1 protein-coding gene is annotated in these 304 nt (G+C 45.4%); it reads left to right on the top strand.

All coding sequences use genetic code 11. The features are described from left to right. Window positions 1–243, top strand: a 243-nt coding sequence (locus Q4528_RS13320; RefSeq protein WP_303521987.1) for a hypothetical protein, incomplete at its 5' end; no start/stop codon positions are given. Window positions 244–304: the final 61 nt, after the last annotated feature.

The raw sequence follows: 304 nt of genomic DNA, 5'->3' as shown, positions 1-304 counted from the left end.
GTATCTGTAGATCAGACAGGAACGGTTATTCGCGCGTACAGTGGACGAACTTCAACGCCATCATCTCTATTTAACTCAGCTCAGCTTAGTCACTTTAATGTTGATCCAAGCGGCATAGTCACGTTTCACCCGACAGCAGGGCTAAGCGCGAAAACAAAAACCTATGAAGCCACTACGGATTCGACAAATACAGTAAAGAAATCGTATAGCTCTGCTTCAATTCAATGGCAGTTTGGGGGTTAAAATGGCAGCTCTATCTTATCCAGCGTATGGCTCTATAGCGCTAAGCGGCAACACGTTCAAG

The sequence above is a fragment of the Staphylococcus pasteuri genome, from assembly GCF_030547725.1.
GTDB lineage: Bacteria > Bacillota > Bacilli > Staphylococcales > Staphylococcaceae > Staphylococcus > Staphylococcus pasteuri.
Note: the sequence above shows the minus strand (reverse complement) of the source record. Positions and strands in the feature narration are given on the sequence as shown.